The sequence below is a fragment of the Streptomyces sp. NPDC005070 genome (assembly GCF_053600395.1).
Map to the genome: position 1 here is coordinate 24,407 of NZ_JBSFZS010000007.1, position 26,844 is coordinate 51,250.

Annotated in this window: 22 protein-coding genes; 11 read left to right on the forward strand and 11 right to left on the reverse strand. The window is 71.3% G+C overall.

All coding sequences use genetic code 11. From position 1 onward, the window contains the following. Positions 1 to 329: 329 nt before the first annotated feature. Together ileS and ACWEBX_RS04280 are read right to left on the reverse strand one after the other, a co-directional pair. On the reverse strand, positions 330 to 3,473 hold the full coding sequence (gene ileS / locus ACWEBX_RS04275) for an isoleucine--tRNA ligase (RefSeq protein ID WP_451883374.1): 3,144 nt from the start codon (positions 3,471 to 3,473) through the stop codon (positions 330 to 332). Positions 3,474 to 3,895: 422 nt separating this feature from the next. Further along, positions 3,896 to 4,474, reverse strand: a complete 579-nt coding sequence (locus ACWEBX_RS04280; RefSeq protein ID WP_451883375.1) for a hypothetical protein — start codon at positions 4,472 to 4,474, stop codon at positions 3,896 to 3,898. Between ACWEBX_RS04280 and ACWEBX_RS04285 the strand changes: the two genes are divergently transcribed. The 5 genes from ACWEBX_RS04285 to ACWEBX_RS04305 all read left to right on the forward strand — a co-directional run bounded on the left by ACWEBX_RS04285 (position 4,443) and on the right by ACWEBX_RS04305 (position 8,918). Further along, positions 4,443 to 4,925, forward strand: coding sequence for a TraR/DksA family transcriptional regulator (locus ACWEBX_RS04285; protein ID WP_451883376.1), 483 nt, complete (start codon positions 4,443 to 4,445; stop codon positions 4,923 to 4,925). The two genes, ACWEBX_RS04280 and ACWEBX_RS04285, sit on opposite strands and share 32 nt — an antisense overlap. A 124-nt stretch (positions 4,926 to 5,049) precedes the next feature. Continuing rightward, on the forward strand, positions 5,050 to 5,673 hold the full coding sequence (gene lspA, locus ACWEBX_RS04290) for a signal peptidase II (protein WP_451883377.1): 624 nt from the start codon (positions 5,050 to 5,052) through the stop codon (positions 5,671 to 5,673). Between the two features lie 124 nt (positions 5,674 to 5,797). Beyond that, complete coding sequence (locus tag ACWEBX_RS04295) at positions 5,798 to 6,742, forward strand: RluA family pseudouridine synthase (RefSeq protein WP_451883378.1); 945 nt, start codon at positions 5,798 to 5,800, stop codon at positions 6,740 to 6,742. Positions 6,743 to 6,774: 32 nt separating this feature from the next. Continuing rightward, positions 6,775 to 7,251 carry a GNAT family N-acetyltransferase gene (locus tag ACWEBX_RS04300; RefSeq protein ID WP_451883446.1) on the forward strand — a complete coding sequence of 159 codons (477 nt, stop codon included), beginning with the start codon at positions 6,775 to 6,777 and terminating at the stop codon, positions 7,249 to 7,251. An 80-nt stretch (positions 7,252 to 7,331) separates the two neighbouring features. Continuing rightward, positions 7,332 to 8,918 carry a Na+/H+ antiporter gene (locus ACWEBX_RS04305; protein ID WP_451883379.1) on the forward strand — a complete coding sequence of 529 codons (1,587 nt, stop codon included), beginning with the start codon at positions 7,332 to 7,334 and terminating at the stop codon, positions 8,916 to 8,918. Positions 8,919 to 8,999: 81 nt separating this feature from the next. Here ACWEBX_RS04305 and ACWEBX_RS04310 read toward each other — a convergent pair whose 3' ends face one another. Further along, complete coding sequence (locus tag ACWEBX_RS04310; protein WP_451883380.1) at positions 9,000 to 10,139, reverse strand: mechanosensitive ion channel family protein; 1,140 nt, start codon at positions 10,137 to 10,139, stop codon at positions 9,000 to 9,002. A gap of 159 nt (positions 10,140 to 10,298) precedes the next feature. Between ACWEBX_RS04310 and ACWEBX_RS04315 the strand changes: the two genes are divergently transcribed. After that, positions 10,299 to 10,868 carry a dienelactone hydrolase family protein gene (locus ACWEBX_RS04315; protein WP_451883381.1) on the forward strand — a complete coding sequence of 190 codons (570 nt, stop codon included), beginning with the start codon at positions 10,299 to 10,301 and terminating at the stop codon, positions 10,866 to 10,868. An 11-nt stretch (positions 10,869 to 10,879) separates the two neighbouring features. On the opposite strand, the gene ACWEBX_RS04320 is transcribed toward ACWEBX_RS04315, so the two are convergent. The 4 genes from ACWEBX_RS04320 to ACWEBX_RS04335 all read right to left on the reverse strand — a co-directional run bounded on the left by ACWEBX_RS04320 (position 10,880) and on the right by ACWEBX_RS04335 (position 15,757). After that, positions 10,880 to 12,547 (reverse strand): alkaline phosphatase D family protein, encoded by a 1,668-nt coding sequence (locus tag ACWEBX_RS04320; protein WP_451883382.1) that lies wholly within the window; start codon positions 12,545 to 12,547, stop codon positions 10,880 to 10,882. A gap of 158 nt (positions 12,548 to 12,705) precedes the next feature. Then, positions 12,706 to 13,554: a thioredoxin domain-containing protein gene (locus tag ACWEBX_RS04325; protein ID WP_451883383.1), complete on the reverse strand. Its 849-nt coding sequence runs from the start codon at positions 13,552 to 13,554 to the stop codon at positions 12,706 to 12,708. Positions 13,555 to 13,628: 74 nt separating this feature from the next. Continuing rightward, positions 13,629 to 14,312: a hypothetical protein gene (locus tag ACWEBX_RS04330; RefSeq protein WP_451883384.1), complete on the reverse strand. Its 684-nt coding sequence runs from the start codon at positions 14,310 to 14,312 to the stop codon at positions 13,629 to 13,631. Positions 14,313 to 14,428: 116 nt separating this feature from the next. Continuing rightward, positions 14,429 to 15,757 (reverse strand): DUF2252 domain-containing protein, encoded by a 1,329-nt coding sequence (locus ACWEBX_RS04335; RefSeq protein WP_451883385.1) that lies wholly within the window; start codon positions 15,755 to 15,757, stop codon positions 14,429 to 14,431. Positions 15,758 to 16,023: 266 nt separating this feature from the next. Here ACWEBX_RS04335 and dnaE point away from each other — a divergent pair, with 266 nt between their 5' ends. Continuing rightward, a complete protein-coding gene (gene dnaE / locus ACWEBX_RS04340) occupies positions 16,024 to 19,563 on the forward strand; it encodes a DNA polymerase III subunit alpha (RefSeq protein WP_451883386.1) in 3,540 nt (1,179 codons plus the stop codon). Between the two features lie 123 nt (positions 19,564 to 19,686). Here dnaE and ACWEBX_RS04345 read toward each other — a convergent pair whose 3' ends face one another. Continuing rightward, positions 19,687 to 19,866 (reverse strand): hypothetical protein, encoded by a 180-nt coding sequence (locus ACWEBX_RS04345; protein WP_451883387.1) that lies wholly within the window; start codon positions 19,864 to 19,866, stop codon positions 19,687 to 19,689. A 224-nt stretch (positions 19,867 to 20,090) separates the two neighbouring features. Here ACWEBX_RS04345 and ACWEBX_RS04350 point away from each other — a divergent pair, with 224 nt between their 5' ends. The 4 genes from ACWEBX_RS04350 to ACWEBX_RS04365 all read left to right on the forward strand — a co-directional run bounded on the left by ACWEBX_RS04350 (position 20,091) and on the right by ACWEBX_RS04365 (position 24,092). Next, positions 20,091 to 21,308, forward strand: coding sequence for an NYN domain-containing protein (locus ACWEBX_RS04350; RefSeq protein WP_451883388.1), 1,218 nt, complete (start codon positions 20,091 to 20,093; stop codon positions 21,306 to 21,308). A 148-nt stretch (positions 21,309 to 21,456) separates the two neighbouring features. After that, positions 21,457 to 22,431 (forward strand): ABC transporter ATP-binding protein, encoded by a 975-nt coding sequence (locus ACWEBX_RS04355; RefSeq protein WP_451883389.1) that lies wholly within the window; start codon positions 21,457 to 21,459, stop codon positions 22,429 to 22,431. A gap of 86 nt (positions 22,432 to 22,517) precedes the next feature. Then, positions 22,518 to 23,339, forward strand: coding sequence for an ABC transporter permease (locus ACWEBX_RS04360; RefSeq protein WP_451883390.1), 822 nt, complete (start codon positions 22,518 to 22,520; stop codon positions 23,337 to 23,339). Between the two features lie 48 nt (positions 23,340 to 23,387). Further along, positions 23,388 to 24,092 (forward strand): AAA family ATPase, encoded by a 705-nt coding sequence (locus tag ACWEBX_RS04365; RefSeq protein ID WP_451883391.1) that lies wholly within the window; start codon positions 23,388 to 23,390, stop codon positions 24,090 to 24,092. 240 nt (positions 24,093 to 24,332) lie between these two features. Here the strand turns inward: ACWEBX_RS04365 and ybaK are convergent, their stop codons facing one another. From ybaK to ACWEBX_RS04380, 3 genes are read right to left on the reverse strand one after another with little or no spacing between them, the layout of a single operon-like run. Further along, positions 24,333 to 24,830 (reverse strand): Cys-tRNA(Pro) deacylase, encoded by a 498-nt coding sequence (gene ybaK / locus ACWEBX_RS04370; protein ID WP_451883392.1) that lies wholly within the window; start codon positions 24,828 to 24,830, stop codon positions 24,333 to 24,335. Positions 24,831 to 24,847: 17 nt separating this feature from the next. Then, complete coding sequence (locus ACWEBX_RS04375; protein WP_451883393.1) at positions 24,848 to 25,588, reverse strand: LON peptidase substrate-binding domain-containing protein; 741 nt, start codon at positions 25,586 to 25,588, stop codon at positions 24,848 to 24,850. A gap of 11 nt (positions 25,589 to 25,599) precedes the next feature. Continuing rightward, positions 25,600 to 26,640 (reverse strand): hypothetical protein, encoded by a 1,041-nt coding sequence (locus tag ACWEBX_RS04380; protein ID WP_451883394.1) that lies wholly within the window; start codon positions 26,638 to 26,640, stop codon positions 25,600 to 25,602. Between the last annotated feature and the right edge of the window lie 204 nt (positions 26,641 to 26,844).

Consider the following 26,844-nt stretch of genomic DNA (forward strand, 5'->3'; position numbering starts at 1 on the left):
CGGAGAGATCCGGGGGCCCCGCCCTTTTGCGCGCCCGTCAAGGGCCTGTACGGGGTCCAGGGGGTGCCGGCGGTGGCGCATGGGCCTTCTTGACCCGCGGGCCCCGGACGCTCCGTACGGGCAGCCTGCGGCCGGCCGGGGAAAGCTCAGCCGCTCCGGCGTTTGATCAGCGGCTCCGGCGTTTGAGGAGCGGGGTCCGGGGCGGAGCCTCAGGGACCGCCACGGACCGGGGGCCGGGCCGCGGCACGGGGCCCGGGAAGGGCGAAGGCCCGGGGCCGCCAGGAGATCCTGGCGGCCCCGGGCCTTCGGCGCGGGTGGGGTGTTCCGCGTCACGCCTTGCGGAGGCGGAACACCAGGGACAGGCCCTCGTCGGTGAACGGCTCCCCGTAGGCGCCGTCGGCCTCTCCCTGGGCGAAGTCCGTGGCGAGGACCTCGTCGGCGATGAGACCGGCGTGCTCGCCGAGGGCCGCGACGACCGCCGGGTCCGTGGAGGTCCAGCGCAGGGCGATGCGGTCGGCCACGTCGAGGCCGCTGTTCTTGCGGGCCTCCTGGATCAGCCGGATCGCGTCACGGGCGAGGCCCGCCTGCCGCAGCTCCTCGGTGATCTCCAGGTCGAGCGCGACGGTCGCGCCGGAGTCCGAGGCGACCGACCAGCCCTCGCGCGGGGTCTCCGTGATGATGACCTCGTCCGGGGCGAGGGTCACGGTCTCGCCGCCGACCTCGACCGAAGCGGTGCCCTCGCGCAGGGCGAGGGACAGGGCGGCGGCATCGGCCTGGGAGATGGCCTTCGCCACATCCTGGACGCCCTTGCCGAACCGCTTGCCCAGAGCGCGGAAGTTCGCCTTCGCGGTGGTGTCGACCAGTGAGCCGCCGACTTCGGAGAGCGACGCGAGGGAACTCACATTCAGTTCCTCGGTGATCTGCGCGTGCAGCTCGGGGTCGAGCGCCGCGAAGCCGGTGGCGGCGATCAGCGCGCGGGACAGCGGCTGACGGGTTTTGACGCCCGACTCCGCGCGCGTGGCCCGGCCGAGCTCGACGAGACGGCGCACGAGCACCATCTGGCGCGACAGCTCCGGGTCGATGACGGACAGGTCCGCCTCGGGCCAGGTCGACAGGTGCACGGACTCCGGGGCGTCCGGGCTGACCGGGACGACCAGGTCCTGCCAGACCCGCTCGGTGATGAACGGGGTCAGCGGGGCCATCAGCCGCGTGACGGTCTCCACGACCTCGTGCAGCGTGCGCAGCGCGGCCTTGTCGCCCTGCCAGAAGCGGCGGCGGGAGCGGCGCACGTACCAGTTCGAGAGGTCGTCGACGAACGCCGACAGGAGCTTGCCGGCCCGCTGGGTGTCGTACGCCTCCAGAGCCTGCGTCACCTGGTCGGTGAGCGCGTGGAGTTCGGAGAGCAGCCAGCGGTCCAGGACCGGACGGTCCGCCGGAGCCGGGTCGGCCGCGCTGGGCGCCCAGTCGCTGGTGCGGGCGTACAGCGCCTGGAAGGCGACGGTGTTCCAGTACGTGAGGAGCGTCTTGCGGACGACCTCCTGGATGGTGCCGTGACCCACGCGCCGCGCCGCCCACGGGGAACCGCCGGCCGCCATGAACCAGCGCACCGCGTCGGCGCCGTGCTGGTCCATCAGCGGGATCGGCTGCAGGATGTTGCCCAGGTGCTTGGACATCTTGCGGCCGTCCTCGGCGAGGATGTGGCCGAGGCATACGACGTTCTCGTACGAGGACTTGTCGAACACCAGGGTGCCGACGGCCATCAGCGTGTAGAACCAGCCGCGCGTCTGGTCGATGGCCTCGGAGATGAACTGGGCCGGGTAGCGGCTCTCGAAGATCTCCTTGTTCTTGTACGGGTAGCCCCACTGCGCGAACGGCATCGAACCCGAGTCGTACCAGGCGTCGATGACCTCGGGCACGCGGGTCGCGGTCAGACCGCAGCCGTCCTGCGGGCACGGGAAGGTCACCGCGTCGATGTACGGGCGGTGCGGGTCGAGGTCCGACTGGTCGGTGCCGGTCAGCTCGGACAGCTCCGCGCGCGAGCCGACACAGGTGAGGTGGCCCTCCTCGCAGGTCCACAGCGGCAGCGGGGTGCCCCAGTAACGGCTGCGCGAGAGCGCCCAGTCGATGTTGTTGTTCAGCCAGTCGCCGAAGCGGCCGTGCTTGACGGACTCCGGGAACCAGTTGGTCCCCTCGTTCTCCTCCAGGAGACGGTCCTTGACGGCCGTGGTGCGGATGTACCAGGACGGCTGCGCATAGTACAGGAGCGCGGTGTGGCAGCGCCAGCAGTGCGGGTAACTGTGCTCGTACGGGACGTGCTTGAAGAGGAGGCCGCGGCTCTGGAGGTCCTCCGTGAGCTTTTCGTCCGCCTTCTTGAAGAAGACGCCGCCCACGAGCGGGACGCTCTCCTCGAAGGTGCCGTTCGGGCGGATCGGGTTCACGACCGGAAGGCCGTACGAGCGGCAGACCTTGAGGTCGTCCTCACCGAAGGCGGGGGACTGGTGGACCAGACCCGTACCGTCCTCGGTCGTCACGTACTCGGCGTTGACGACGAAGTGGGCGGCCTCGGGGAACTCGACGAGCTCGAACGGACGTTGATACGTCCAGCGCTCCATCTCGGCACCCGTGAAGGACTCGCCCGTGGCCTCCCAGCCCTCGCCGAGCGCCTTCTCGACGAGCGGCTGCGCGACGACGAGCTGCTCCTCGCCGTTCGTCACGACGACATAGGTGACACCCGGGTGGGCGGCGACCGCGGTGTTGGACACCAGCGTCCACGGCGTGGTCGTCCACACCAGGAGCGCGGCACGGCCCGCCAGCGGACCGGAGGTGAGCGGGAAACGGACGTACACGGAGGGGTCGACGATCGTCTCGTAGCCCTGGGCCAGCTCGTGGTCCGACAGGCCCGTCTCGTCGCGCGGGCACCAGGGCGCCACGCGGTAGTCCTGGACCAGCAGGCCCTTGTTGAAGATCTCCTTGAGCGACCACCACACGGACTCGATGTACTCGGGGTCCATCGTCCGGTAGGCGTCCTCGAGGTCGACCCAGTAGCCCATGCGGTTCGTCAGGTCGGTGAACGCGTCGGTGTGGCGGGTCACGGACTCGCGGCACCGGTCGTTGAACTCGGCGATGCCGAACGCCTCGATGTCCTGCTTGCCGGTGAAACCGAGCTCCTTCTCGACCGCCAGCTCGACCGGCAGGCCGTGGCAGTCCCAGCCGGCCTTGCGGGCCACGTGATAGCCGCGCATGGTCCGGAAGCGCGGGAAGACGTCCTTGAAGACGCGCGCTTCGATGTGGTGGGCGCCCGGCATGCCGTTGGCGGTGGGCGGGCCCTCGTAGAACACCCACTCCGGCCGGCCCTCGGACTGCTCGAGGCTCTTGGCGAAGATCTTCTGCTCACGCCAGAAGTCGAGCACGGCGTGCTCGAGTGCGGGCAGGTCGACCTGGGCGGGCACCTGGCGGTACGTCGGCGCTGTCATCGGCGAGCTTCCTCCAACGGACTTTCTGCCTTCCGTCGGAGGGACGAGAGCCGTCTTGCTGCGGACGCCGTGTGCGGCGCGCTCCCGCGGTACCACCCTCCTTGGCCCTCCGACGCGCCGTTCGTGTCGGTGAGCCCCCTCATTGGGGTCGCGATGCCGGGTCTACTGGCCCCAGAGGGGTGTTCTGCCGGCGGCTCCGGGGTGATCTTCGCGTCGCGCTGGCCCCCGGGCTTCCACCGTCCCCGGGTCGCTCCTGGCCGCGTACGCCGCTACTCGTCCCCATCCACGCTTCTCGCTGGGCCCAGTGTACGGCGCCCCGGGGACGTCGGCCGACCGGTTTTCCCGGTCACGGCCGTGGCCTGCGCGGTGACCCGAATGGCGAGGCGCGCGCGTCCGGATCCCGGGACGCCGGTCCCGGCGGATTACCCGGCGGGGAGCTGGGCACAACGGAGGCAGACTCGCCGCGCGGGGCTCGCGTGGCGGGCGAATCGTGGCCGGGCCCCGTTGCCGCGGGCCGGAAGTCGATTTATCGTCCCAGCACGATTCGCGAGCAAGATCACAATATGTGAAGGGGCCGCGGCCATGGTGGCGAAGAAGACCGCCGTACAGCAGTCGGCGTCGGGCAGATCCACGAGTGCGGCGGCCAGGGAAACGGGCGGGAAGAAGAACACGCGGACGGCCGGGACGAAGACGGCCGGGACCAGGACGGCCGGGACGAAGACGCCCGGGACGAAGTCCGCCTCCTCCGGGAGCGCGTCCGCGAAGGCCGCGGGCAGGAAGACGGCGGCCGGAAAGACCACCGCGAAGAAGGCGGCGACGGCCGCGGGGAAGCCCGCGTCCGGGAAGTCCGCCGCCGCGGCGCGCAAGAGCACGGGCACGGCGAGGAAGAGCACCGGTACGGCCAGGAAGACGGCCGCTGCGGCGGCCCAGGGCGCGGCCGAGGCCGCGAAGACGACGGGAGCCACGACGGTGGTTGCGAAGAAGACCCGTGGCGCGGCCACGGCCGCCAAGAAGGCCACCGCCGTACCGAAGGCGAGGATCGCCGCGGTCGAGCCCGGTGAGCTCGCGGTGCGGCCGGGAGAGGACCCCTGGACCCCGGAGGAGGTCGGGGCGGCCCGCGCGGAGCTCCAGTCGGAGGCGCTGCGGCTGCGCGCCGAGATCTCGTCGTCCGAGGAGGCTCTCGCGGGCCTGATGCGGGACTCCGGCGACGGCGCGGGCGACGACCAGGCGGACACGGGGACGAAGAACATCACACGCGAGCACGAGATGGCGCTCAACTCGAACGCGCGGGAAACGCTGGAGCAGACCGAGCACGCCCTGGACCGCCTCGACGCGGGGACCTACGGGCTCTGCGAGAACTGCGGCAACGCCATCGGCAAGGCCCGTATGCAGGCCTTCCCGCGCGCCACCCTGTGCGTCGAGTGCAAGCAGAAGCAGGAACGCAGGCACTGATCCCCGGTCGCCGCAAGGGAGCGGCACCGCCTCGCGGGGCCGAGCGCTCCTGAGCGCCTGGGCCCGCGAGCGTGTGCCGTACCCTCGTCCTCAGTCAGGAACCTAGGTCGAGGGACTCACTCACGTGGCAGAGGCGGAGCGCATCATCGGTACGCCGGAGATTCCAGGGGCGGCGGGAGCCGAACCGGATCACACCGGCGGGAACGCGGCGCCCGGAGACCGGTCCGGCGCCGACGCGCCGGCCCCGGCCGAGCGGCCCAGGGGCAAGCGCAGGATCGCCGTGCTCTTCACGGTGGCCGTGCTGGCGTACGCCCTCGATCTCGTCAGCAAGATGATCGTGGTGGCGAAGCTGGAGCACCACGACGCGATCGACATCCTCGGGGACTGGCTGAGGTTCGAGGCGATCCGCAACGCGGGCGCAGCCTTCGGCTTCGGCCAGGCGTTCACGATCATCTTCACGGTGATCGCGGCGGCCGTGATCGTCGTCATCGCCCGGCTCGCCCGCAAGCTCTACAGCGTGCCGTGGGCCATCGCGCTCGGCCTGCTGCTGGGCGGCGCGCTCGGCAACCTGACCGACCGGGTCTTCCGCTCGCCCGGCGTCTTCGAGGGCGCGGTCGTGGACTTCATCGCACCCAAGCACTTCGCCGTCTTCAACCTCGCCGACTCCGCGATCGTCTGCGGCGGCATCCTGATCGTGCTGCTGTCGTTCCGGGGCCTGGACCCGGACGGCACGGTCCACAAGGACTGACCCGCTCCCGGCTGTCGTACGGGCCGTCCCGCGGCCTGTACGACGCCTCGGCGGCGGCTCCGGCCGGGCACTGGCGTTCGGGCTGTGGTCAGGCGGTGTCCGAGCCGTCCGGCATACTCGACGGGTGAGCACGATTCCCGAGATCCGTACCCTGCCCGTGCCCGACGGCCTGGAGGGCGAGCGCGTCGACGCCGCCATCTCCCGCATGCTGGGCTTCTCCCGTACCAAGGCCGCAGAGCTCGCCGCGGCGGGGAAGGTCACGGTCGACGGCTCGGTGGTGGGCAAATCCGAGCGGGTGCACGGCGGCGCCTGGCTCGAGGTCGAGATGCCCGGAGCCCCGGCGCCCGTGCAGATCGTCGCCGAACCCGTCGAGGGCATGGAGATCATCCATGACGACGACGACGTGCTCGTGATCGTCAAGCCCGTCGGCGTGGCCGCGCACCCCAGCCCCGGCTGGTCGGGCCCGACCGTCATCGGCGGTCTCGCGGCCGCCGGCTACCGCATCTCGACCTCCGGCGCCGCCGAGCGCCAGGGCATCGTCCACCGCCTCGACGTGGGCACCTCCGGCCTGATGACGGTCGCCAAGTCGGAGTACGCGTACACCTCGCTCAAGCGCCAGTTCAAGGAGCGCACGGTCGACAAGCGCTACCGCGCGCTCGTCCAGGGCCACCCGGACCCGACCAGCGGCACCATCGACGCGCCCATCGGGCGCCACCCGAACCACGACTACAAGTGGGCGGTCACGGCCGAGGGCAAGCCCTCCGTCACGCACTACGACCTGATCGAGGCGTTCCGCGCGGCCTCCCTGCTCGACATCAAGCTGGAGACCGGGCGCACCCACCAGATCCGTGTCCACATGTCCGCCCACCGCCACCCCTGCGTCGGCGACCTGACCTACGGCGCGGACCCCACGCTCGCCAAGCGCCTCGGCCTCACCCGCCAGTGGCTGCACGCGGTGCGGCTCGGCTTCGAGCACCCCGCGGACGGCCGCTGGGTGGAGTTCGAGACCGGCTACCCCGAGGACCTCCAGCGGGCACTCGACAAGGTCCGTGAGGAGAGCAACGCGTGAGCGGCGGTCCGGACGCGGCGACGGGAGTCTCCCTGGAAGCGCGCGGCGTCGCGTACGAGGTGCGGGTCGCGGAGAACACCAGCGACCGTGAGGCCTGCTTCGCGGTGCGCAAGGACGTCTTCGTCGGCGAGCAGGGCGTCCCCCAGGACATCGAGTACGACGTGTACGACCCCGGCGCCCTGCACGTGCTGGCGGTCCGCGAGGACGGCGTGCCCCTCGGCACCGGGCGCCTGCTGGAGGGCGACGCCGCCGCGGCGAAGGTCGGCGGAGATCCGGCCGTCGGCTCGCTCGGGCGGCTCGCCGTGACGCGCGAGGCGCGCGGGCTCGGCGTCGGCGCCGCGCTCGTCGGGGCCATCGAGGCCGCCGCACGCGCGCGTGGCCTGACCGCCGTGGACCTGCACGCGCAGACCCACGCGCTGGGGTTCTACGAACGGCTCGGATACGTGGCGTACGGTCCGGAGTTCACGGACGCGGACATGCCGCACCGCGCGATGCGCAAGGCGCTGTGAGCCGGGGATCGCCGTAGTCGCGTGGCACGCTTGGGGTCTGGTTCGCCTTTGATCGTCTAGACCCCGCCGGAGCGCTGACCGTGGATCAGTTGGCCCTGTTGTTCGTGCTGCTCCTCGGGGCCGTGGTCAGCGTCCCGCTCGGGGAGCGATGGGGGCTTCCCTCTCCGGTCCTGGTGACCCTGCTCGGCATGGTGCTGGCCGTGCTGGACTTCGTCCCGGACGTGGACATCCCGCCGGAACTGATCCTGCCCGCGCTGCTGCCGCCGCTGCTGTACGCCGCGGTGCGCCGCACCTCGTGGAGACAGTTCGCCGCGAACAGACGCCCGATCTTCCTGCTCGCCGTGGCCCTGGTGTTCGTCACCACCCTGGCGGTCGCGGCCGTCGCGAGCTCGATCGTGCCCGGTCTGCCGCTCGCCGCCGCCTTCGCCCTGGGGGCTCTCGTCGCGCCCCCCGACCCGGTCGCGGCGACCGCCGTCGCGGGCCAGCTCGGGCTCCCGCGCCGCCTGGTGTCGATCCTGGAGGGGGAAGGGCTCTTCAACGACGTCACGGCGATCGTGCTGTACCACGTGGCCATCGCCGCCGCGGTCAGCGGGACCTTCTCGCCCTGGCGGGCCGGACTCGACTTCGTGCTCTCCGCCGTCGTGGCGCTCGTCGTCGGGCTGGCCCTCGGGTGGGCCGCGAACAAGCTGATGACGCTGGTCGGCGATGCCCCCCTCCAGGTCGGCCTCACCCTGCTGGTGCCCTACGCCGCGTACGTGCTGGCCGAGGAACTGCACGGATCGGGCGTGCTCGCCGTGCTCGTCACCGCCCTGTTCCTGGCCGAGTACGCCACCGACGCCGACGACGTCGCGACCCGGCTCGCCGGGGCGACCGTGTGGGAGGTGGTGGACACGCTCGTCACCGGCGTCGCCTTCGGGCTCATCGGGCTGGAGCTCCACAACGCCATCCGGACCGCTTCGGGCCGCTGGGGCGAGATGCTCGGCTGGGCCGTCACGATTGTGGTCGTGGTCGTGCTCGTACGGCTGGCCTGGCTGCTGCCCGCGACCTGGCTGACCAAGCGGCTGCACGCCAAGCGGGACTACGACGAGGAGATCCCGACCTCGTGGCGGGAGACCGTGGTCATGTGGTGGGCCGGGATGCGCGGGGTCGCCTCCGTGGCCCTGGCGCTCGCGATCCCGCTGAAGATGGACGACGGGTCGCCGTTCCCCGACCGCGACGAGATCGTGTTCATCGCCTTCGGAGTGATCATGGCGACCCTCGTGATCCAGGGGCTCACCCTGCCCTGGCTCGTCAGAAGACTCGGGGTGCGGGCCGACGAGGACGTCGAGAAGGCCTTCGAGAAGGAGCTCGCGGTACGGGCCGCCAAGGCCGCGAAGCGGAGGCTGCGGGAGATCGAGGAGGTGGAGGAGCTGCCGGAGGAGCTCTCCGAGCAACTGCTGCGCCGGGCCTTCGAGATCGGTGTGCGGATCAGCCCGGACATGGGGGACGAGGAGCGGCGCGAGGCGCATCTGCAGCGGGTTCGGCGGGTGAAGCGGATGCGGCGGATCCAGGGGGAGATGATGAGCGCGGCCCGGCACGAGGTGCTGTCCGCGCGGAGCGAGCCCGGGGCCGACCCGGAGATCGTGGACCGCGTCCTGAGACACCTGGACGTCCGCAGCCTCCGCTGACACCGGCCGGCGCATCCGCCGGCGCCCCCCGCGCCACCGGCGCCGGGTGCGTTCACCCGGCACCGGACGCGCTGCCGGGGCTCAGCCGCGGCCCGGGCCCGTGCGGGGTGGTTCGTGGCTGTGGCGGGCGTGGGGGCGGGACGCCACCGCGTCCGGGTCCGGGCGGCCCGTGCGCGAGCTCTGCCCGGGGAGCGGCGCCGCCTCGGCGGTGGTGACGCGGGGGAGCGCGTAGGGGTGCTGTTCGGTCAGCCAGCGGATCAGCTGCTCGCGGACGGTGACCCGTACCGTCCAGATGTCGTCCGCGTCCTTCGCGGTGACCAGGGCGCGCACCTGCATGGTGTTGGGCGTCGAGTCGGTGACGGCGAGGCCGTAGTCGCGGCCGTCCCAGGCCGGGCACTCGCGCAGGATGTCGCGCAGCTTCCCGCGCATCGCCTCCACCGGGGCGGAGTGGTCGAGGTGCAGGAAGACGATTCCGGTCATCTGGGGGGTGCCGCGCGACCAGTTCTCGAACGGCTTCGACGTGAAGTACGAGACCGGCATGGTGATCCGGCGCTCGTCCCACGTCCGTACCGTCAGGAACGTCAGGGTGATCTCCTCGACCGTGCCCCACTCGCCGTCGACCACCACGGTGTCGCCGAGCCGCACCATGTCGCCGAAGGCGATCTGGAGTCCGGCGAAGAGGTTCGAGAGGGTGGACTGGGCCGCGACACCGGCGACGATGCCGAGGATCCCGGCGGAGGCCAGCAGCGAGGCGCCGGCCGCGCGCATCGCGGGGAAGGTGAGCAGCATCGCGGCGGCGGCGACGACACCGACGACCGCGGTGACCACCCGCTGGATCAGTGTCACCTGGGTGCGGACCCGGCGGATCCGGGCGGGATCGCGGTGCGCGTTCGCGTAGCGGCTGTAGGAAGTCTCGACGACCGCCGTGGCGATGCTCACCACCAGCCACGCGGCGGCGCCGATGAGGATCAGGGTCAGGGTCCGGCCGATGCCGGTCCGGTGCTCGGCCAGGAGCCTCACCTGGCCGTAGGAGCCTCTGAGCAGGGCCGCGAACAGGACGAGCTGGAAGGGGACACGGCCGCGGCGGAGCAGACCCCACAGGGAGGTCTCGCTGTGCCGGTCGTCAGCCCGCCGCAGCAGACGGTCCACGGACCATCCGATGAGGAGGGTGAGCACGACCGAGCCGCCGACGACGATCACCGGGCGCAGTACGTTCTCCATGTCTGAGAAGCTAACCGGCCACCGGCGTCATGAACATGTGTTCTCGGGGCGGAACGGGGTATCCCAGGGGCTCGCTCCAGGGCACCCCGGAACCGCCCGGGGCCACCCCGCCGGACGGCCGGAGCGGCGCTGTCGGTGCCGGCTGGCACCATGGACTCCATGAACATCATGCTCTTTCACTCGACCTACGGCCTGCGGCCGGCGGTGCGCGCGGCGGCGGACCGACTGCGCGCCGCGGGCCACGAGGTGTGGACCCCCGACCTCTTCGAGGGGCGCACCTTCGAGACCGTCGAGGAGGGCATGGCCTTCAGCGACGGGATCGGCAAGGACGAGCTGCTCAAGCGGGCGGTCCTGGCCGCCGCGCCCTACTCCGACCGCGGCCTCGTCTACGCGGGCTTCTCCCTCGGCGCCTCGATCGGTCAGACGCTGGCCCTCGGCGACGAGAAGGCCCGCGGACTGCTCCTGCTGCACGGCACGTCGGACATCGCCGAGAGCGCGTCGGTGGACGAGCTTCCGGTCCAGCTCCATGTCGCCGAGCCCGACCAGTTCGAGACGGACGACTGGCTGAGCGCCTGGTATCTCCAGATGCAGAGAACCGGAGCCGACGTGGAGATCTACCGGTACGCGGGCGCGGGGCACATCTACACCGACCCGGACCTGCCGGACTACGACGCCGAGGCGGCCGAGGCCACCTGGAAGGTGGCACTCGGCTTCCTTGATTCGGTGTAGCCCCGGGGGGACTACACCGGGTCGTACGTCCGTTCCACCGTCTGCGTACCGCTGCGCGTGCGGTACGAACGGGCCCAGGACGAGGTCGCGTTCGGGTTCGTGCGGTCGGACAGCACGTAGTAGTCCATCTGCGCGCGGTCGGCCGTGATGTCCAGGACCCCGTAGCCGTGCCGGTCGGTGTCGACCCAGTGCACATGGCGGTTGGCCGCGCGGATGATCGGGGAGGCGACGGCCGAGACGACGCCCTCGGGGACCTTGACGATGTCGTCGAGGTTGTCGGACGTCATCGAGGTGACGACGAACTCCGTGGCGGCGGACGGGGACAGCGGGTACGTACCGGCGTCCACCGGCACGTCGTTGGCCCAGGCCATGTGGATGTCGCCGGTCAGGAAGACCGTGTTGCGGATGGCGTTGGACCGCAGGTGCGCGAGCAGTTCGCGGCGGTCGTCGGTGTAGCCGTCCCACTGGTCGGTGTTGACGGCGATGCCCTCCTGCGGGAGTCCGAGCAGCTTGGCGAGCGGCTTGAGGAGGTCGGCGGAGAGGGAGCCCACCGCGAACGGCGAGATCATCACCGAGTTGCCGACCAGACGCCAGGTGGTGTCCGAGGACTTGAGCCCGGACTTCAGCCAGTCGAGCTGGGCGCGGCCGGTGATCGTACGGTCCGGGTCGTCGACCGAGCCGCTGGCGGTGGACGCCTGCTGCGACCGGAAGGAGCGCAGGTCGAGCAGCGCGAGGTCGGCGAGCTTGCCGAAGCGCAGCCGGCGGTAGGTGGTTCCGGCGATGGCCGGACGGACCGGCATCCACTCGAAGTAGGCCTGCTTCGCGGCCGACTGACGGGCCGACCAGGTGCCCTCGGCGCCCTCGGTGTGGTTGACCGCGCCGCCCGACCAGGAGTTGTCGGCGAACTCGTGGTCGTCCCAGATCGCGACGACCGGCGCCTTGTGGTGCAGGGCCTGGAGGTCGGGGTCGGTCTTGTAACGGCCGTGCCGGGTGCGGTAGTCGGCGAGGGTGAGGATCTCGTTGGCCGGGGCGTGCGGCCGTACGACCGTGCCGCGGGTCCCGTACTCGCCGGACTTGTACTCGTAGATGTAGTCGCCGAGGTGCAGCCAGGCGTCGAGGTCGTTACGGGCGGCGAGGTGGCGGTACGCCGAGAAGTAGCCGGCCTCCCAGTTGGCGCAGGAGACCACGCCGAAGCGCAGACCGGCCACGGACGCGTCGGCGGCCGGGGTGGTGCGGGTGCGGGCGACGGGCGAGTCGGTGCCGCCGGCGGAGAAGCGGAACCAGTAGTCGGTGGCGGGCTGCAGGCCGCGGATGTCCGCCTTGACGGTGTGGTCGGTGGCGGCGGTCGCGACGGTGGAACCCGTGGCGACTACGGACGTGAACGCCTTGTCCCTGGCGACGGTCCAGCTCACCTCGGTGTCCGGGCCGAGCCCGGAGCCGGGTATCGCCTGGGAGGTGGGCGTCACCCGGGTCCACAGCAGGATGCCGTCGGGCAGCGGGTCGCCGGAGGCGACTCCGTGCAGGAAGGTGGGTGCCTCGGCGGCGCGGGCCGGCAGGGCGGCGGCGAGCGGGGCGGCGAGAACGGCGGTGGCGGCCGCGGCCTTGACGACCGTACGGCGGCGCGGGGCGCGGGAGTTGAGGGCGTCCCCGGAGTTGGTTGATCTGAGTCGACTGGTCACGGGCGATGAGGTTACCGATCAGTACAAGCCAAGAGCGGGCGAACTGGAAAAGTTCGCCCGCTCTTTGGCTTTTCGCCGCTCACGTCACCCGGATCACACAGGTCACGCGGATCGGCCCCGCTCCCGAAACGGTCCGGGGCCGCCGCGGTGCCGGCCGGTCAGGCCTTGAGGGCCGCGTCGATCGCCGTGGTGAACTCGGCAGCGGTCATCGGAGCGTTCTGGCCGTCCGAGCCGGTGAGCTTCTTGCCGTCCATGACCAGGCTCGGCGTACCGGTGACGCCGTCCTTGTTGTTGTTCCAGGTCTCGGACATGGCCAGCGCCCAGGCGTCGTACGTGCCCTTCTTGACCGCGTCCTGGAAAGTGGCGTTGTTCTTCAGCGCCGGGACGGTGTTCGCGACCTTGATGAGGTAGGCGTCGTCCTTGAACTTGTCGGTCGTCTCGTCGGGGTGGTACTTCGCCGTGTAGAGCGCGCTCTTGTACGCCAGGAAGGCTTCCTGGCTCACGTTCAGCGCGGCGCCCATGGCGCTCATCGCGTTCTTCGAGCCCTCGCCGCGGGAGCCGATCTGGATCTTCCCGCTCTTGTCGGAGTCGCCGTCGAGGAACGTGCCGCCGATGTACTGGATCTTGAACTTGCCGGCGTCGAGGTCCTTCGTGACCGTCGGGCCGACGGTCTGCTCGAAGGAGGCGCAGATCGGGCAGCGCGGGTCCTCGTACAGCTTCAGGGTCTTCTTCGCGGTGTCCTTGCCGATGACGACGGTCGTGCCGTCCTTGCCCGTGGTGTTCGCCGGGGCGACCACCTTGTCGCTCGCGACGGCCTCCCACTGGGACGGCTTGTTGTTCTGCACGACCGCGTAGCCGATCCCGCCCGCTATCGCGAGGACCGCGACGAGGGAGCCGGCCACGATCGCCTGGCGCTTGACCTTGTCGCGCTTGGCCTGGCGCTCGCGCTCCAGGCGCAGCTTCTCGCGCGCCGCCGTCTTCGACGCCTGGTTGTTCCGCTTGCTCATAGTGGTGTTCTCCATCGGGGACGCGCACAACGTGGTACGCGGAATACGTAAGGGGGACTGCTGATGCTCAGGGTTCAGGCGTGAACGGCCCTGAGGGGCGGTCCGCGTCGTCCCAGGGAGTGCGTGAACAGGCGGGTGCGGGCAGCGGCCGGCCGGTGCGCGGTGCGCGGCAGCGGACGGGCCGGGGCCAGCCGTACGGTCACCGCGGCGACGGCGAGCAGCAGCGGCCGGAAGGTGGAGGCGGCCACCGCGCGCAGGAGCTGGTCCAGGGCGCGCTCGCCCCGGCGCAGCCACGCGGCGGCGAGCAGGCCGACGGCGACATGCGCGCCCAGCAGCAGCCAGGCGGCGGCCGGGTCGGCGTGCGCGAGCAGGGCGGCGGCGCGGTCGGGGGCGCCGCCGGTCACCCGGGACAGCGGGGTCCCCACCGTGCCGCCGCACAGCACGTCGAGGCCGACCGAGCGCAGCGGGCCCGCGACCGGACCGCCCGCCCTGCCGTAACAGACGTGCTGGCCGGTCGTGAACACGGTGTCGGCGGCCAGTTCCAGCGGGACGAGCAGGGCGGCGATGCGGCCGAAGCCGCGCTCGCGGCCCGCGAGCGCGAAGGAGAGGGCGAAGACGGCGGCGCTGATCGCGGCCACGGTGGTCAGCGGCAGCGGCATCTGGGACAGCAGCACGTGCGACGCGGCGGAGAGCGTCACGACGACAGCCGTGAACACGGCCGCGCGCGCGGCTCTGAGCTGGGTCCCGGATATGTCCATAGCAGAGGTGAGTCTCCCACGCGCTCCCGTAAGCGTCCCCTAAAGGGCTCCTGTGCGTTACGGGAGCGTTGTGGAGCGGCCGGCCGCGGGTGACGCCCCGTGGCCGGCCGTGTGCTCTACAGGCCCGGGATCCGGCCGTTGCGGAACAGGTCCACGAAGATCTGGTGGTCGGCTCGCGCGCGGCCGCCGTAGCTGTGCGCGAAGTCCACCAGGAGGTCGGCGAAGCCGTCCTCGTCGGCCGCGATGGCCGCGTCGATGGCCCGCTCCGTGGAGAACGGCACGAGCTCCGAGTGGCCGCTCTCGTCGTCCGCCGCCGCGTGCATCGTGGCGGTGGAGCGGCCGAGGTCCGCGACCACCGAGGCGATCTCGTCGGGGTCGTCGATGTCGCCCCAGTCCAGGTCCACCGCGTACGGCGAGACCTCGGCGACGAGCTGGCCCGCGCCGTCCAGCTCGGTCCAGCCCAGCCACGGGTCGGCGTGCGCCTGCAGGGCACGCTGCGAGATCACCGTGCGGTGGCCCTCGTGCTGGAAGTAGCCGCGGATCGCGGCGTCCGTGACGTGCCGGGAGACGGCCGGGGTCTGGGCCTGCTTGATGTAGATCACCACATCGTTCTCCAGGGCGTCGCTGTTGCCCTCCAGAAGGATGTTGTACGACGGCAGGCCGGCCGAGCCGATGCCGATGCCGCGGCGGCCCACGACGTCCTTCACGCGGTACGAGTCCGGGCGGGTCAGCGAGGACTCCGGGAGCGTCTCCAGATAGCCGTCGAAGGCCGCGAGGACCTTGTACCGGGTGGCGGCGTCCAGCTCGATGGAGCCGCCGCCCGGGGCGAAGCGGCGCTCGAAGTCGCGGATCTCGGTCATCGAGTCCAGGAGCCCGAAGCGGGTCAGCGAGCGGGCGTCGCGCAGCGCGTCCAGGAGCGGACCGTCGGCGGTGTCCAGGGTGAAGGGCGGCACCTCGTCGCTCTTGGCGCCGGTGGCCAGCGCGTGGATGCGCTCGCGGTAGGCGGCCGCGTACACCCGCACCAGCTCGGTGATCTGCTCGTCACTGAGCGCCTTCGCGTACCCGATGAGGGCCACGGAGGCGGCGAAGCGCTTGAGGTCCCATGTGAAGGGGCCCACATAGGCCTCGTCGAAGTCGTTCACGTTGAAGATCAGACGGCCCTGGGCGTCCATGTACGTGCCGAAGTTCTCGGCGTGCAGATCGCCGTGGATCCACACACGCGAGGTGCGCTCGTCCAGGTACGGGCCGCCCCGCCGGTCCTGGTCGAGGTCGTGGTAGAAGAGCGCCGCCGTGCCGCGGTAGAACGCGAAGGCGGAAGCCGCCATCTTGCGGAACTTCACGCGGAACGCGGCCGGGTCGGCGGCCAGGAGCTCGCCGAAGGCGGTGTCGAAGACGGCGAGGATCTGCTCGCCGCGTTGCTCGGCGCTGAGCTGCGGGACCGACATCGCTGGGTGCCTCCTGGTGCAGGTGGTGCATGACATGACGGGGCGGGCGCGCCGCCCCGGGACAAGGGGTCCGTCCACTTCCAACGGACGAACATACGCGGGAGTGCCCGGGTTCCGGCGGCGAACGCACACCCCGGACGACGGGCCCCCGTACGACGGTACGGATGATGCTCCGCCGAGTGTCAGTCCCGCGTCATAGACTTCGACGCTGACCCCCCAGACTGTCCGCAGCCTGTAACCGATGGTTCTTCCTGGAGGCCGAAACCGTGTCGAAGCCGCCGTTCACGCACCTGCACGTCCACACCCAGTACTCGCTGCTGGACGGTGCCGCGCGGCTGAAGGACATGTTCGACGCGTGCAACGAGATGGGCATGACCCATATCGCGATGAGCGACCACGGCAACCTCCACGGGGCCTATGACTTCTTCCACACGGCGAAGAAGGCGGGCGTCACGCCGATCATCGGCATCGAGGCGTACGTCGCCCCGGAGTCCCGGCGCAACAAGCGCAAGATCCAGTGGGGCCAGCCGCACCAGAAGCGCGACGACGTGTCCGGTTCGGGCGGTTACACGCACAAGACGATCTGGGCGTCGAACCGGACGGGCCTGCACAACCTCTTCAAGCTCTCCTCGGACGCGTACGCCGAGGGCTGGCTCCAGAAGTGGCCCCGGATGGACAAGGAGACGATCTCCCAGTGGTCGGAGGGGCTCATCGCCTCCACCGGCTGTCCCTCCGGCGAGCTCCAGACCAGGCTGCGCCTCGGCCAGTTCGACGAGGCCCTGAAGTCGGCCGCCGAGTACCAGGACATCTTCGGCAAGGACCGCTACTTCCTGGAGCTGATGGACCACGGCATCGAGATCGAGCGCCGGGTCCGCGACGGGCTCCTGGAGATCGGCAGGAAGCTCGGCATCCCGCCCCTGGTGACGAACGACTCGCACTACACGTACGCGCACGAGGCGACCGCCCACGACGCCCTGCTGTGCATCCAGACCGGCAAGAACCTCTCCGACCCGGACCGCTTCCGCTTCGACGGCACCGGCTACTACCTGAAGACGACGGACGAGATGTACGCCGTCGACTCCTCGGACGCCTGGCAGGAGGGCTGCGCCAACACCCTCCTGGTGGCCGAGCAGATCGACACGACCGGCATGTTCGAGGCGAAGAACCTCATGCCGAAGTTCGACATCCCGGACGGTTTCACCGAGGTCACCTGGTTCCAGGAGGAGGTGCGCCTCGGCATGGAGCGCCGCTTCCCCGGCGGCGTCCCCGACGACCGCCAGAAGCAGGCCGAGTACGAGATGGACGTCATCATCCAGATGGGGTTCCCGGGGTACTTCCTCGTCGTCGCCGACTTCATCATGTGGGCCAAGAAGCAGGGCATCGCGGTGGGACCGGGCCGTGGTTCCGCGGCCGGCTCGATCGTCGCGTACGCCATGGGCATCACCGACCTCGACCCGATCCCGCACGGCCTGATCTTCGAGCGGTTCCTCAACCCCGAGCGTGTCTCCATGCCCGACGTCGACATCGACTTCGACGAGCGCAGGCGCGTCGAGGTGATCAGGTACGTGACCGAGAAGTACGGCGCCGACAAGGTCGCCATGATCGGCACGTACGGCAAGATCAAGGCGAAGAACGCCATCAAGGACTCCGCGCGCGTGCTGGGCTACCCGTACGCGATGGGCGACCGGCTCACCAAGGCGATGCCCGCCGACGTCCTCGGCAAGGGCATCGACCTCAACGGCATCACCGACCCCTCTCACCCCCGCTACGGCGAGGCCGGCGAGATCCGCGGGATGTACGAGAACGAGCCGGACGTGAAGAAGGTCATCGACACCGCCAAGGGCGTCGAGGGACTGGTGAGGCAGATGGGTGTGCACGCCGCCGGCGTGATCATGTCCAGCGAGCCCATCGTCGACCACGCCCCCATCTGGGTGCGGCACTCCGACGGCGTGACCATCACCCAGTGGGACTACCCCCAGTGCGAGTCGCTGGGCCTGCTCAAGATGGACTTCCTGGGCCTGCGCAACCTCACGATCATGGACGACGCCATCAAGATGGTGAAGGCCAACAAGGGCGTCGAGCTGGAGATGCTCGCCCTCCCGCTGGACGACCCCAAGACCTTCGAACTGCTCTGCCGCGGTGACACCCTCGGCGTCTTCCAGTTCGACGGCGGCCCGATGCGCTCGCTGCTCCGCCAGATGCAGCCCGACAACTTCGAGGACATCTCCGCCGTCTCGGCCCTGTACCGGCCGGGCCCGATGGGCATGAACTCGCACATCAACTACGCGGAGCGCAAGAACGGCCGCCAGGAGATCACGCCGATCCACCCTGAGCTGGAGAAGCCGCTCGAAGAGGTGCTGGCCGTCACCTACGGCCTGATCGTCTACCAGGAGCAGGTGCAGAAGGCCGCCCAGATCATCGCCGGGTACTCGCTCGGCGAGGCCGACATCCTGCGCCGCGTGATGGGCAAGAAGAAGCCCGACGAGCTGGCCAAGAACTTCGTCCTCTTCCAGGAGGGCGCCCGCAAGAACAAGTACAGCGACGAGGCGATCCAGGGCCTGTGGGACGTGCTGGTCCCCTTCGCCGGCTACGCCTTCAACAAGGCCCACTCCGCCGCGTACGGCCTCGTCTCGTACTGGACCGGGTACCTGAAGGCGAACTACCCGGCCGAGTACATGGCCGCGCTGCTCACCTCGGTCAAGGACGACAAGGACAAGTCGGCCGTCTACCTCAACGAGTGCCGGCGCATGGGCATCAAGGTGCTGCCGCCCAACGTGAACGAGTCCGAGCAGAACTTCGCCGCCCAGGGCGACGACGTGATCCTCTTCGGCCTCTCGGCCGTCCGCAACGTCGGGACGAACGTGGTGGAGTCGATCATCCGCAGCCGCAAGGCCAAGGGGAAGTACGGCTCCTTCCCCGACTACCTCGACAAGGTCGAGGCGGTCGCCTGCAACAAGCGCACCACGGAATCGCTGATCAAGGCGGGCGCGTTCGACACGATGGGGCACACCCGCAAGGGCCTCACCGCACAGTTCGAGCCGATGATCGACAACGTGGTGGCGGTCAAGCGCAAGGAGGCCGAGGGCCAGTTCGACCTCTTCGGCGGCATGGGGGACGAGGACACCAGCGAGCCCGGTTTCGGACTCGACGTGGAGTTCACCACCGACGAGTGGGACAAGGTCTATCTGCTCGCCCAGGAGCGGGAGATGCTCGGCCTGTACGTCTCCGACCACCCGCTCTTCGGCCTGGAGCACGTCCTGTCCGACAAGGCGGACGCGGGCATCTCGCAGCTCACCGGAGGCGAGCACGCGGACGGCGCGGTCGTGACCATCGGCGGCATCATCTCGGGCCTGCAGCGCAAGATGACCAAGCAGGGCAACGCCTGGGCGATCGCCACCGTGGAGGACCTCGCGGGCTCCATCGAGTGCATGTTCTTCCCGGCGACCTACCAGCTCGTGTCGACCCAACTCGTCGAGGACGCGGTCGTCTTCGTCAAGGGGCGCCTCGACAAGCGCGAGGACGTGCCGCGGCTGGTCGCGATGGAACTCCAGGTCCCGGACCTGTCGAACGCGGGCACCAACGCTCCCGTGATCCTCACCATCCCGGCGCTGAAGGTGACTCCGCCGATGGTCAGCCGTCTCGGCGAGATCCTCAGCCACCACAAGGGCGAGAGCGAGGTCCGCATCCGGCTCCAGGGCCCGAGCAAGACCACGGTCCTGCGGCTCGACCGGCACCGGGTGAAGCCGGACCCGGCGCTCTTCGGCGACCTGAAGGTGCTGCTCGGCCCGGCCTGCCTGGCCGGCTGACCACCGCGCGGCGAAGGCGGCGGAGACACCGCGGCGGACACACACCGACGCATCGAGGGGCGCATCCGGTACAGGATGCGCCCCTCAGTGCGTGTCCGGGCCTCAACAGCCCGCGCGGCGGCCTCAGTTGTGGCCGAAACGCTTCTGATGCTTACGGGCAACATCAGCGGGGCTGCCCTGGGCCTGCGACATCGGCGACTGCTGTGCCTGCGCCGACGACCGCTGGGCCTGCTCCTGCGCACGCTCGGCCTGCGAGGAGCGGTCCTGATGGCCGCCCTGCTTGCGATTCTTGTTCTTGGCCATGGTGATCTGCCTCCTGTGGGGGATCTAGGGGCCAGGGCCGCGACCAGATTCACATAGGCTGACAAGCAGCGCATTTCGTAGAATTACCGTGCGTAATAAGACCTGTCGGTAGGTGTTCATCCGATCCGCCACGCCGAAGATCGAGTTCCGGCCGTTAACCTCCGCACGGTCGGGCAGACTCCAAGGAAGCCCGAAGCAAACCTCCCGGAAAGAGGGTGGATCGCGTGGACCGCTGCATCGTCCTGGTGGACGCCGGGTATCTGCTCGGGGCCGCCGCCAGTCTCCTCGCGGGGGAGCCGTCCCGATCCCGGATCACCGTCGACCACACCGCCCTCATCCAGGGCCTGCGCGAGCGCGCCGAGTCCGACACCGAACGGCCCCTGCTGCGCATCTACTGGTTCGACGGCGCCCCCGACCGCGTACCCCAGCCCGAACACCGCAGGCTGCGCGTGATGCCCCGGGTCACGGTACGCCTGGGCGCGCTGACCCGCAGCGACGGACGGTGGGCGCAGAAGGGCGTGGACGCCGCCATGCACGCCGAGCTGACCGAGCTCGCCCGCAACCGCGCCTGCTCCGACATCGTCCTCGTGACCGGCGACGGCGATCTGCTGCCGGGCATGATGGCCGCCAAGGAACACGGCGTGGCCGTACACCTGTGGGCCGTGCAGGCCGCGGACGGCGACTACAACCAGTCCGAGGACCTGGTGGCGGAGGCCGACGAGCGGCGGGTGCTCGACCGTGCCTGGATCATCAAGGCGGTCCGCGCCAAGGAGATCGGCGGGGTCTGCGCCCCGCCGCCGGTACCGCGCCCCGAGATCGCCGCCATCCTCTCGGCGCCGCTGCCCGATTCCGCGCTCGCGGCCGCCGCCGAACGCTCCGCCCAGGAGACCGAGCACCACCAGGCGGCCGAATCGCCGAACGGCATCCAGGAACGAGTGCCCTCCGCCAAGGGAGTCCCCACACCGAAGGACCTGGCCGCGCTCCGCGGACCGGGCACCCAGCCCGCCCAGCACCCCGCCAACGCCACGCTGCGCTGGTCCTCGGACAAGGGCTGGGTCGACCGGCCCGGCGCCACCACGGAGTCCCCCGAGGCCGCCGCGCTGCCCACGCTCGCCCAGCTCACCTCCGCCGAGCAGCGGTGGGCGGACCGCGAGGAGGACATCACCACGGTCGGCGGCGACCCGTACGAGGTGGGCCAGGTCTTCGCGCGCCGCTGGATGGGGCGCCTCACCGACCCGAGCCATCTGCAGAAGCTGTCGGCGATGTACCCGCGGGTCCCCCACCGGGTGGACGGCGAACTGCTGCGCTACGCCGCCCGCTTCGGCCTGCTCGCGCACAAGGACGACCAGATCGACGAGCACGACCGCTACGCGATCCGGGCCGGATTCTGGCGGGAGATCGACGTCCGCACCGCGACGGAGCACGCGCCCGCGGGGGAGTGATCCCCGGCCCCGGGCAGGGGCCGTGGGGGCCTTCGCCCGGAGCCCGCCCCGGCCCCGATCGCATCACGGGGCTCCGGACCACGTACTCTCGTCCTTCGTGAGTACGCGCACGGCACAGACGGCCCCGACGGGACAAAGGGGCGATGTCGTGTGCGCCGTGCGAGGTCTCACCAAGACCTATCCGGCCGTACGCGGCCGCCGCGGCACACCCGCCACGCCCGAGGTCAGAGCCACCGACGGCGTACGTCTCGACATCCGCCGGGGCGAGATCTTCGGGCTGCTCGGGCCGAACGGCGCCGGCAAGTCCACCCTCGTACGCCAGCTCACCGGGCTGATGCGTCCCGACAGCGGCAGTGTCGAGATCCTCGGACACGACATCGTGCGCCACCCCGAACGGGCCGCCCGCATCCTCGCCTACCTCGGGCAGGAGTCCACCGCCCTGGACGAGCTGACCGTGTCCCTCGCCGCCGAGACGACCGCGCGGCTGCGCGGGCTCGACCTCCGCGCGGCACGGGCCGAGCGGGACGCCGTCCTCGACGAACTGGGCCTGACCGCGCTCGCCTCCCGCCCCCTGAGGAAGCTCTCCGGCGGACAGCGCAGGCTCGCCTGCCTCGCCGCGGCCCTCGTCGGGCGGCGCCCGCTGCTCGTCCTCGACGAGCCCACCACCGGCATGGACCCCGTCGCCCGGCGCGCCGTGTGGGCCGCCGTCGACCGGCGCCGCGCGGAACAGGGCGCCACGGTCCTGCTCGTCACCCACAACGTCATCGAGGCCGAGACGGTCCTCGACCGGGTCGCCGTCCTCGACGAGGGACGGGTCATCGCCTGCGACACCCCCGCCGGGCTCAAGGAGCAGGTCGCGGGCGAGGTACGGGTCGAACTCGTCTGGCGCGAGAACGCCCCGCTGCACGTCCCCGAGGTCGCCGCGCTGCGAGCCCGCGCCGTCGAGTCGGGCCGCCGCTGGACGCTGCGGCTCGCGCCCGAGGAGGCCCGCGCGGCCGTGGCCACGGTCACCGGCGGAGCCGCCTTCGCCGCACTCGACGACTTCACCCTGGCCACGCCGAGCCTGGAGGACGTGTATCTGGCGCTCGGCGGCCACGCGACGCAGGGACTGGTGAAGGCGTGAGTGTCCGGGGCGTGGAATTCGTACGGGAGAGGGGCGTCGTACGTGAGCGGAACAGGACGGCTGCCGACGAAGGGGAGCAGTTCGACGTGAGTGCCGTACCCGCTGGAGTTCTGCCGGGCAGCGCGCTGCCCCTGGCCGAGGGCACCGGCGCGGCCGCGGAGCTGGGGCCGCGGGCGCGGCTGTGGCCCTCGCTGGCCGCCGTGTACCGGGCGCAGCTCTCCCGCGCCCGTGTCGCCCGGATCCCGCTGCTGTTCGTGGCCACCTTCCAGTCCCTCGGTATCATGATCATGATGCGTGGGGTGGTGGACGGGGGCGCCGAGGCGCGGGCCGTGGTCGCCGGCTCCACGGTCCTGGTCGTCGCCTTCGTCGCCCTCAACCTGCTCGCGCAGTACTTCGGGCAACTGCGGGCGAGCGGCGGCCTCGACCACTACGCGACGCTGCCGGTGCCGCCGGCGGCCGTGGTGCTCGGGGCCGCGGCCGCGTACGCGTCCTTCACGGTGCCCGGCACCCTCGTCACCGCCGTCTTCGGATGCCTGATCTTCGGGCTGCCGCTCGCCCATCTGTGGGTGCTGGCCGCGGTCGTCCCGCTCGCGGGCGCCGCGCTCGCCGGGCTCGGCGCCACGTTCGGGCTGCTCGCGCCGCGGCCCGAGCTGGCCACCCTGCTCGGCCAGATGGGCATGTCCGCGGCCCTGCTGCTGGGCGTCCTCCCGGCGGACCGGATGCCGGCCCCGGTGCAGTACCTCCGGGACCTGCTGCCCTCGACCTACGGCGTCGAGGCCTTCGCCCGCACCTTCGGGGCGCGTCCCGACTGGGCGGCCGTCGTCGTCGATCTCGCCGTGTGCGGCGCGGTCGGGGTGGTCTCGCTGGCCCTCGCCGCCTGGGCCTACCGCCGGGCCGCCGTGCGGTGACGCGGCTCCGGTGACGCGGCCCACAGCGGGGCCTGGCACGATGGCAGGGTGACCGCTCCGCTGACTCCACCTCCCCCGCCGCACGAACAGTCCCCCGAGGACCGTCGGCCACCGCACCCTGCCTGGCAGACTCAGCCCGCTCCCGGCCCCGCGGGTCACCCCGTGTACCCGGGCGCGTACGAGGTCTCCTACGGACAGGACGGGCCCGGCATGAAGACCGAAGTGCGGGAGGCTGCCGTGATCACGGTCGCGGTCGCCCTCGCGGGGGCTCTGCTCGGGGTGCTCTGGTCGTGGCTGGCACCCCATGTGCCGCTGGTCGCGGACGCCACCGCGGTGTATCTGAAGGACACCGAGGGGGAGCAGGCGATCGGCGTCGACGGAACCTTCACCCTGCTCGCGCTCGGCTTCGGAGCGCTGAGCGCCCTGGTCGTGTTCCTCGTGCGGCGGCGCGGCGGTGTGCCCCTGGTGATCGCGCTCGCCGTGGGCGGCCTGCTCGGCTCGCTGCTCGCCTGGCGGGTCGGGATCTGGCTCGGCCCCACGCAGAACGTGGTCGCGCACGCCAAGGCCGTGGGCAAGGGCGTCACGTTCTCCGCGCCGCTGAAGCTCGGGGCCAAGGGCGCGCTCCTGGCGTGGTCCCTGAGCGCCCTGGTGGTCCACCTCGGCCTCATGGCCCTGTTCGGCCCCCGCGACCCCGACCCGTACCAGCAGAACCCCTACCAGGCCGCGCCGCCGCAGGGACCTCCGGCCGCCTAGGGCCTGTCGTACCGCCGCGGGGAGTCAGGGCCGGCCGGACGCCGTGACAACGGCTGTCCGGCCGGCCCTTCCCCGTACGGGGTGGGTCAGGCGGGACGGCGGCCGTGGTTGGAGCGGCCCTTCTTGATGCGCCACTTGCGTTTGCGGGTTCTCTTCGACATGCCCTTCGTGCTTAACCGAGGAACAGGCATCCGTCGAGGGGCCGCGCAGACCGTGAAGCCGCCGGGCGCCGAAGGCCGGTCACGTCCGTCCGACGGGTGCGGACACCGCCTCCGTGAGCTTCGCGAGATCGCCGGGGGAGAGCTCGACCTCCATGCCGCGGCGGCCCGCCGAGACGCAGATCGTGGCGTGCCCGGCGGCCGAGGAGTCCAGGACGGTACGGAGCTTCTTGCGCTGGCCGAGGGGCGAGATGCCGCCGCGGACGTATCCCGTCGTGCGCTCGGCCGCCGCCGGGTCGGCCATCACCGCCCGCTTGCCGCCCACGGCCGTGGCGAGGGCCTTGAGGTCGAGCGAGCCCGCCACCGGGACGACCGCGACCACGAGCGCGCCGTCCACGTCCGCCACCAGGGTCTTGAAGACCCGCTCCGGCGACACGCCCATCGCCTCGGCCGCCTCCTCGCCGTAGGACGGGTGGGAGGGATCGTGCTCGTAGGCGTGGACGGTGAACGGGACGCCCGCCTCCGTCAGCGCCACCGTGGCGGGGGTGCCGCCGGACTGCTTCTTCGCCTTCTTGGCCATCGACCTTCTCGCAAGCGTCAGTTCAGGCTCGTCGGGCCGCGCGTCAGGTCCGACGCGGGCAACGACGGCAGATTACGGATGATCGCCGTCTCCGCGCGCAGCACCTTCAGCTCCTCGCGCAGCCGGGAGGCCGTGTCGGGGGCCTGGAGCAGCCGCTGCCGGGCCGGCACGTCCAGCATCACGGCGGCGGCGACGAGATACGAGACGACCGCCGGTTCGTCCGGCAGCTCCGCGCCGGTCGACAGCGAGCGCTCGCGCGCCCCGGCCAGCCGCTTCTGGTACTGCCGGAAGGCGCGCAGGACACCCTCGGCGAGCGCCCCCGCCTCGTCGCCCGGGTCCTCCGGGAGTTCCTCCAGCTCGGCCGTCAGGAACGCCCCGGAGGCGTCCACCGACAGCAGCCGGACCCGTGTCGTGCCGGTCGCCAGCACCTCGAAGCTGCCGTCGGCGCGCTCCCGGATGGTCGCCGCGTCCGCGACACAGCCCACCTCGTGGAAGGCCGCGAGCGGATCGTCCCCGAACCCGGCGGCGGGCCCGCGGTCGGGCACGGCGCTCCCGTCGGGCATGCCGGGCGCACTGGGTGAGAGCTCGTGGCCGTCGCGGACGGCGACGACGGCGAATCGGCGGGATTCGTCCTCGGGTGTCTTGAGCAGATCGCGCATCATGGCGCGATAGCGCTCCTCGAACACGTTCAGAGGAAGCACGAGCCCGGGGAACAGCACCGAGTTCAGGGGGAAGAGCGGGAGCCGGACGGTGGTCACGACGGGAAAGCCTAATGGTCGACGGAGCGGAGGAGTCCGCCGTACCCGATCCGGGGGAGCCGGCCGGGGGCGCGGTCCCGCAGTGGAAGGCCCGAGGCGACCTCCAGACGGACTCCGTCGCGTAGCTCCAGGTACTGGCCGAGCGGGTCGTCGGAGACCTTGGCCCAGGGGAACGAGGTCACGTACGGCCCGATGAGGCGAAGCTGCTCCAGGGCGTCCTGCCAGCGCTCCAGCCGGACCAGGACGTACGTCAGCAGGTTGCGCACCTCGGCGGGCCACGGGTCGGCGGCGGCGTAGCAGGCCGACACCGAGATCGCCAGGTCGGCCGCGGCGTCCAGGCGCTCACGCGGCACCTCGGGCCCGCCGCCCTCGGTCAGATAGGCGAAGGCCGCGCGCACCGGCAGGGCCTGGACCAGGGAGCCCGGCAGGGCGTCCTGCGCGGCGGGCTCGGCGAAGTCGAAGCACTCGCTGTGCGAGCCGTACCAGGCGGCGGAGAGGTACTGGAGGGCAGCCACGTGGCAGCCGTAGTGGTGCGGGGAGCGCCGGACGGCCTGGGCCCAGAGCTGCTCGAACTCGGTGTGCCTGACGTTCGTGCCGCGGGCGTGGTCGAGCGCGATCCGCCACGGCACCGGGTCGCGCGGATCGCCCTCGGCGGCGGACATGATCAGCGGACCGAGCTCGCGCAGCAGTTCCACCCGTGCGGGGGACTCCCAGCCGCGGCGGACGGCCAGTTCGGCCCTGACGAGAAGGACGTCCGGGTCGTGCGGGTCGTCGGCCTGCCACTGTCTGAGCCATGCGTCGCGGGAGCGCGCGAAGGCGGCCAGGCGTACGGCGTACCGGTCGCGGTTCTCCCATTCGGCGGACTCGCGGGTGGCGGCCAGCAGCGCGGCCGCGGGGGCGTACTCGCCCTGGGCCGCCGCGACCAGCGCGGGGCCCAGCCGGTGGTCGGGGGCGTCGAGCAGCACCTCCTCGTCGGCCGGCATTCCGGCGGCGAGGCGTGAGGTGTGCCGGGCCATCCGGGCGGTACGGAGGAGCGCGCTCAGCAGTGCCATGGTGTCGACCATTGAAAACCGCAGGTCGGAGCTGTGCCAGAGGCGATCGGTGACGCTTTCGTAAAGCCGATTGGTTGTGCGCCCCAGGGTCAAGGACCGGTAAAAGTGTGTCACCCCATCAGGTGTGCGGCACCTGTGCGATGTCTGCGGGACGCCTGTGCGGCGACTGTGGGACGGCTGCGGGGCTGCGGGGCGGGGTGGGGC

What these genes read in the sequence shown, in the direction of transcription:
- ileS (WP_451883374.1), bottom strand. Translation starts at nt 3,473, where the DNA reads ATGACAGCGCCGACGTACCGCCAGGTGCCCGCCCAGGTCGACCTGCCC.
- ACWEBX_RS04310 (WP_451883380.1), bottom strand. Translation starts at nt 10,139, where the DNA reads ATGGAGAACGTACTGCGCCCGGTGATCGTCGTCGGCGGCTCGGTCGTG.
- ACWEBX_RS04315 (WP_451883381.1), top strand. Translation starts at nt 10,299, where the DNA reads ATGAACATCATGCTCTTTCACTCGACCTACGGCCTGCGGCCGGCGGTG.
- ACWEBX_RS04325 (WP_451883383.1), bottom strand. Translation starts at nt 13,554, where the DNA reads ATGAGCAAGCGGAACAACCAGGCGTCGAAGACGGCGGCGCGCGAGAAG.
- ACWEBX_RS04330 (WP_451883384.1), bottom strand. Translation starts at nt 14,312, where the DNA reads ATGGACATATCCGGGACCCAGCTCAGAGCCGCGCGCGCGGCCGTGTTC.
- ACWEBX_RS04335 (WP_451883385.1), bottom strand. Translation starts at nt 15,757, where the DNA reads ATGTCGGTCCCGCAGCTCAGCGCCGAGCAACGCGGCGAGCAGATCCTC.
- ACWEBX_RS04345 (WP_451883387.1), bottom strand. Translation starts at nt 19,866, where the DNA reads ATGGCCAAGAACAAGAATCGCAAGCAGGGCGGCCATCAGGACCGCTCC.
- ybaK (WP_451883392.1), bottom strand. Translation starts at nt 24,830, where the DNA reads ATGGCCAAGAAGGCGAAGAAGCAGTCCGGCGGCACCCCCGCCACGGTG.
- ACWEBX_RS04380 (WP_451883394.1), bottom strand. Translation starts at nt 26,640, where the DNA reads ATGGCACTGCTGAGCGCGCTCCTCCGTACCGCCCGGATGGCCCGGCAC.